General features: G+C 71.6%; 3 protein-coding genes and 1 tRNA gene. 3 read left to right on the top strand and 1 reads right to left on the bottom strand.

Annotated elements, in window-relative coordinates; genetic code table 11:
- Window positions 1-104 precede the first annotated feature (104 nt).
- Window positions 105-1,172, bottom strand: coding sequence for a fatty acid desaturase (locus ACFVGO_RS37445; RefSeq protein ID WP_359899728.1), 1,068 nt, complete (start codon window positions 1,170-1,172; stop codon window positions 105-107).
- Between the two features lie 248 nt (window positions 1,173-1,420).
- Between ACFVGO_RS37445 and ACFVGO_RS37440 the strand changes: the two genes are divergently transcribed.
- The 3 genes from ACFVGO_RS37440 (at window position 1,421) to ACFVGO_RS37430 (ending at window position 4,270) form a co-directional block, all read left to right on the top strand.
- Window positions 1,421-1,491: transfer RNA gene (locus tag ACFVGO_RS37440), tRNA-Gln, on the top strand.
- Between the two features lie 143 nt (window positions 1,492-1,634).
- Window positions 1,635-3,089, top strand: coding sequence for a bifunctional UDP-N-acetylglucosamine diphosphorylase/glucosamine-1-phosphate N-acetyltransferase GlmU (gene glmU / locus ACFVGO_RS37435; RefSeq protein ID WP_380636633.1), 1,455 nt, complete (start codon window positions 1,635-1,637; stop codon window positions 3,087-3,089).
- 203 nt (window positions 3,090-3,292) lie between these two features.
- Window positions 3,293-4,270, top strand: a complete 978-nt coding sequence (locus tag ACFVGO_RS37430) for a ribose-phosphate diphosphokinase (RefSeq protein ID WP_359899724.1) — start codon at window positions 3,293-3,295, stop codon at window positions 4,268-4,270.
- The last annotated feature ends 42 nt before the right edge of the window (window positions 4,271-4,312 follow it).

Here is a 4,312-nt window from a genome sequence, read left to right as displayed (position 1 = left end):
GGCCGGCGCCGTGGCGGGCGCCGCGTCCGTCCGCGTGCCGTGGTGACCGCCTGTGCTGTCTGCGCTGCTCCCGTTCACCCCTACATCATGCTGGAAGCGCCGCCTCATGCGGCGCGGCGGGCGGCGATCCGCTGCGCGTCCGGCCAGCGGACGTCCCGGACCCAGCCGGCCAGCTCGAACCAGCGGATCAGCCGGGCCGAGGAGTCGATCTGCCCGCGCAGCACCCCGTGCCGGGCCGCGGTCGGGTCGGCGTGGTGCAGGTTGTGCCAGGACTCCCCGCAGGAGAGCACGGCGAGCCACCAGACGTTGCCGGAGCGGTCCCGGGAGCGGAACGGGCGGCGGCCGACGGCGTGGCAGATCGAGTTGATCGACCAGGTGACGTGGTGCAGCAGCGCCACCCGGACCAGCGAACCCCAGAAGAAGGCGGACAGCGCCCCCTCCCAGGACAGGCTCACCAGGCCGCCGATCAGCGCGGGGAGCAGCAGCGAGATGGTGGTCCAGAGCCAGAACAGCCGGGAGATCCGCCTTATGGCAGGGTCGCGCACCAGGTCGGGGGCGTACGTGGCCTGCGAGGTCTGCTCCTCGTCGAACATCCAGCCCATGTGGGCCCACCACAGGCCCTTCATCAGCGCCGGGACGCTCTCCCCGTAGCGCCACGGCGAGTGCGGGTCGCCGTCCTTGTCGCTGAACCGGTGGTGCTTGCGGTGGTCGGCCACCCAGCGCACCAGCGGGCCCTCGACCGCGAGGCTCCCGGCGATCGCCAGCGCCAGGCGCATCGGGCGGTTGGCCTTGAAGGCGCCGTGGGTGAAGTAGCGGTGGTAGCCGATGGTGATGCCGTGGCAGGTGAGGTAGTACATCGCGACGGTGATCGCGAGGTCCGTCCAGCCCAGTCCCCACCCCCAGGCCACCGGGACGGCGGCGACCAGGGCGGTGAACGGCACGAGGATGAACAGGGAGAGCGCGATCCGCTCGGCCAGGCCCTGCTTCTCCCCGCCACGGGTGGCGGACAGCCGGGTGGCCGCGGCGTCGGCGTCGGTGGTCCCGGCGGTCTCGGTGATCAGGGCCGAATCAGCCGGTTCGGCCGGACCGGTGGGATCGGCGGGATCGGAGTCGGAAGACGGGGTGCGGGACGCGGCGTTCCCCGCGCGCGCCTCGCCGGCCTGGATGGTCATGGGGGTCCCTTTGCGGCGTCCCGGAGCGGGAGAGAAGCGGAGCTACGTTGGCGTAACCTACGGCATCGTAGGTTGCGCTCCGTGTCCAGGGGAACACTCCGCCGCGCGGCGCTTGAGTGAATTCACCCGACTGGATGGATGAACCGGGGGCCCGGCGCGTTCGGCCGCCGGGGGCGGAATCGGGCCCGCGGATCGACGCAAGCCGATACCCACGGCAGGGCCCTCTCCGGTAGGGTCTGACACGACTGTCCGCCGTGGTGTAATGGCAGCACAGGGCCCTTTGGAGGCCTTTGTCTGGGTTCGAATCCTAGCGGCGGAGCCTCTGCACGCCTCGGGTTCGGGCGTTTTCCCTCGCGCCGGTATTGTCGGTGCTGCTCGGCGGACTGTGCGAATGGCGACCGGCCTGGGTCCGGGCCGGGCCTGCTCTGCCCTCTCTGTGAACTTACCGAGGAGCCTCCCCGCATGGGTGCCAATTCGCTTGCCGCCGTTGTCGTGCTCGCCGCCGGTGGCGGGACCCGGATGAAGTCGAACAAGCTGCCCAAGGTGCTGCACGAGGTGTGCGGGCGCTCGCTGGTGGGTCACGCGGTCTCGGCGGCCCGGGAGCTGACGCCCGGCCAGCTGGTCGTGGTGGTCGGCCACCAGCGCGAGCAGGTCGAGGCGCACCTGGCGGAGCACTACCCGGCCACCCGCACCGCGGTGCAGGTGGAGCAGAACGGCACCGGGCACGCGGTGCGCACCGCGCTGGAGTCGCTGGCCGCCGACGGCGTGGCGCTGGACGGCACGGTCATCGTCACCGCCGGCGACTCGCCGCTGCTGACCGGGGAGACCCTGCGCCGGCTGGCCGACGCGCACATCGCCCAGCAGAACGGCGTCACCGTGCTGACCGCCGTCGTCCCGGAGCCCTTCGGCTACGGCCGCATCCTGCGGGACGAGGACGGCACCGTCGCCGCGATCGTCGAGGAGCGGGACGCCAGCGCCACCCAGCGCGCGATCACCGAGATCAACTCCGGCGTCTTCGCGTTCGACGCCAAGCTGCTCACCGCGGCGCTGGGCGAGCTCACCACGGACAACTCGCAGGGCGAGGAGTACCTGACCGACACCCTGGAGATCCTGCGCAAGGCGGGTCACCGGGTCGGCGCCGTGGTGGCCGAGGACCACCGGGACATCCTGGGCATCAACGACCGGGTCCAGCTGGCGCAGGCCCGCCGGCTGCTGAACGACCGCCTGCTGGAGCGGGCGATGCGCGAGGGCGTCACCGTGGTGGACCCGGCGACCACCTGGTTCGACGTGCAGGTCAGCTACGAGCCGGACGCCGTGGTGCTGCCGAACACCCAGCTCCAGGGCGCCACGCACCTGGGCGAGGGCTGCGAGGTCGGCCCGAACTCGACCCTCAAGGACACCCTGGTCGGCGCCGGCGCCCGGGTGAGCAACACCACGGCCGACCGCGCCGAGATCGGCGAGCTGGCCACCGCCGGTCCGTACGCCTACCTGCGGCCCGGCGCCAGGCTGGCCCGCAAGGCGAAGGTCGGCACCTACGTCGAGGTGAAGAACTCCGAGCTGGGCGAGGGCGCCAAGGTGCCGCACCTGTCCTACATCGGCGACGCGACGATCGGCGAGGGCACCAACGTCGGCGCGGCCTCGGTCACCGTGAACTACGACGGCGTGAACAAGCACCGCACGGTCATCGGCGCGCACTGCCGCACCGGCTCGGACAACATGTTCATCGCCCCGGTCACCATCGGTGACGGCGCCTACACCGCCGCCGGTTCGGTGATCACCGGTGACGTCCCGGCCGGGGCACTCGGTGTGAGCCGGGCCACGCAGCGCAACATCGACGGCTGGGTCGAGCGCAAGCGCCCCGGGACGGCATCCGCGCAGGCCGCGAAGGCTGCGGCGGACGGGGCCGAGCAGGCCTGAGCGGGCGGGCCCGGGGGCCGGGGGCGGTCCCGAGGCGGACGGTTTCTGCGCGGGCGCGTAACCTTGGGGACATACGTGCGCCACTGGGCTTACCGCCCGTGTCCAGGCGTACCGACAATTCCCCCTACCCGTGCCACGAGCGGGCCCTGCCTGCCCGCCACCGGGTCGAGGGTTCAGCGTTCGCAACGCGAGGAGACGGTGCAGTGAGCGGGATCACGACGTCGGGTGAGAAGAAGCTGAAGCTCTTCTCCGGCCGTGCCCACCCGGAGCTGGCGAAGGAGGTGGCCGAGGCGCTCGGGACCGAGCTGGTCCCCACCAAGGCCCTGGACTTCGCCAACGGCGAGATCTACGTCCGCTTCCTGGACTCCGCGCGCGGCGCGGACTGCTTCGTGATGCAGAGCCACACGGCTCCCATCAACCAGTGGATCATGGAACAGCTGATCATGATCGATGCGCTGAAGCGGGCCTCCGCCAAGAGCATCACCGCGATCCTGCCGTTCTACGGCTACGCCCGCCAGGACAAGAAGCACCTCGGCCGCGAGCCCATCTCGGCCCGGCTGATCGCCGACCTGCTGCGCCAGGCCGGTGCGGACCGCCTGATGGCCGTGGACCTGCACACCGCGCAGATCCAGGGCTTCTTCGACGGCCCGGTGGACCACCTGTTCGCGCTGCCGCTGCTGGCCGACTACATCGGCGGGAAGGTCGACCGCTCCAAGCTGACCGTCGTCTCGCCGGACGCCGGCCGGGTGAAGGTCGCCGACCAGTGGTGCGACCGGCTGGACGCCCCGCTGGCGATCATCCACAAGCGCCGCGACATCACCCAGGCCAACACCATCCTGTCGGCCGACGTCGTCGGTGACGTCAAGGGCCGGGTCTGCGTGCTGGTCGACGACATGATCGACACCGCCGGCACCATCTGCGCCGCGGCCGACGCGCTGTTCGACAACGGCGCCGCGGACGTCGTGGTCGCGGCCACCCACGGTGTCCTCTCCGGCCCGGCCGCGGACCGGCTGAAGAACTCGCGGGTCAGCGAGTTCGTGTTCACCAACACGCTGCCCACCCCGGCGGAGCTCCAGCTGGACAAGATCACCACCCTCTCCATCGCCCCGTCGATCGCCGCCGCGATCCGCGAGGTGTTCGAGGAGGGCTCGGTGACCAGCCTCTTCGAGGGCGTGCACTGACGAAGGCCCGTGCAGGCGGCCCCGGTCCGGACGGACCGGGGC

The sequence above is a fragment of the Kitasatospora sp. NPDC057738 genome, from assembly GCF_042798815.1.
GTDB lineage: Bacteria > Actinomycetota > Actinomycetes > Streptomycetales > Streptomycetaceae > Kitasatospora > Kitasatospora lactacystinica.
Note: the sequence above shows the minus strand (reverse complement) of the source record. Positions and strands in the feature narration are given on the sequence as shown.

Coding starts and splice junctions, on each gene's coding strand:
- ACFVGO_RS37445 (WP_359899728.1), bottom strand. CDS start 1,172: ATGACCATCCAGGCCGGCGAGGCGCGCGCGGGGAACGCCGCGTCCCGC.
- glmU (WP_380636633.1), top strand. CDS start 1,635: ATGGGTGCCAATTCGCTTGCCGCCGTTGTCGTGCTCGCCGCCGGTGGC.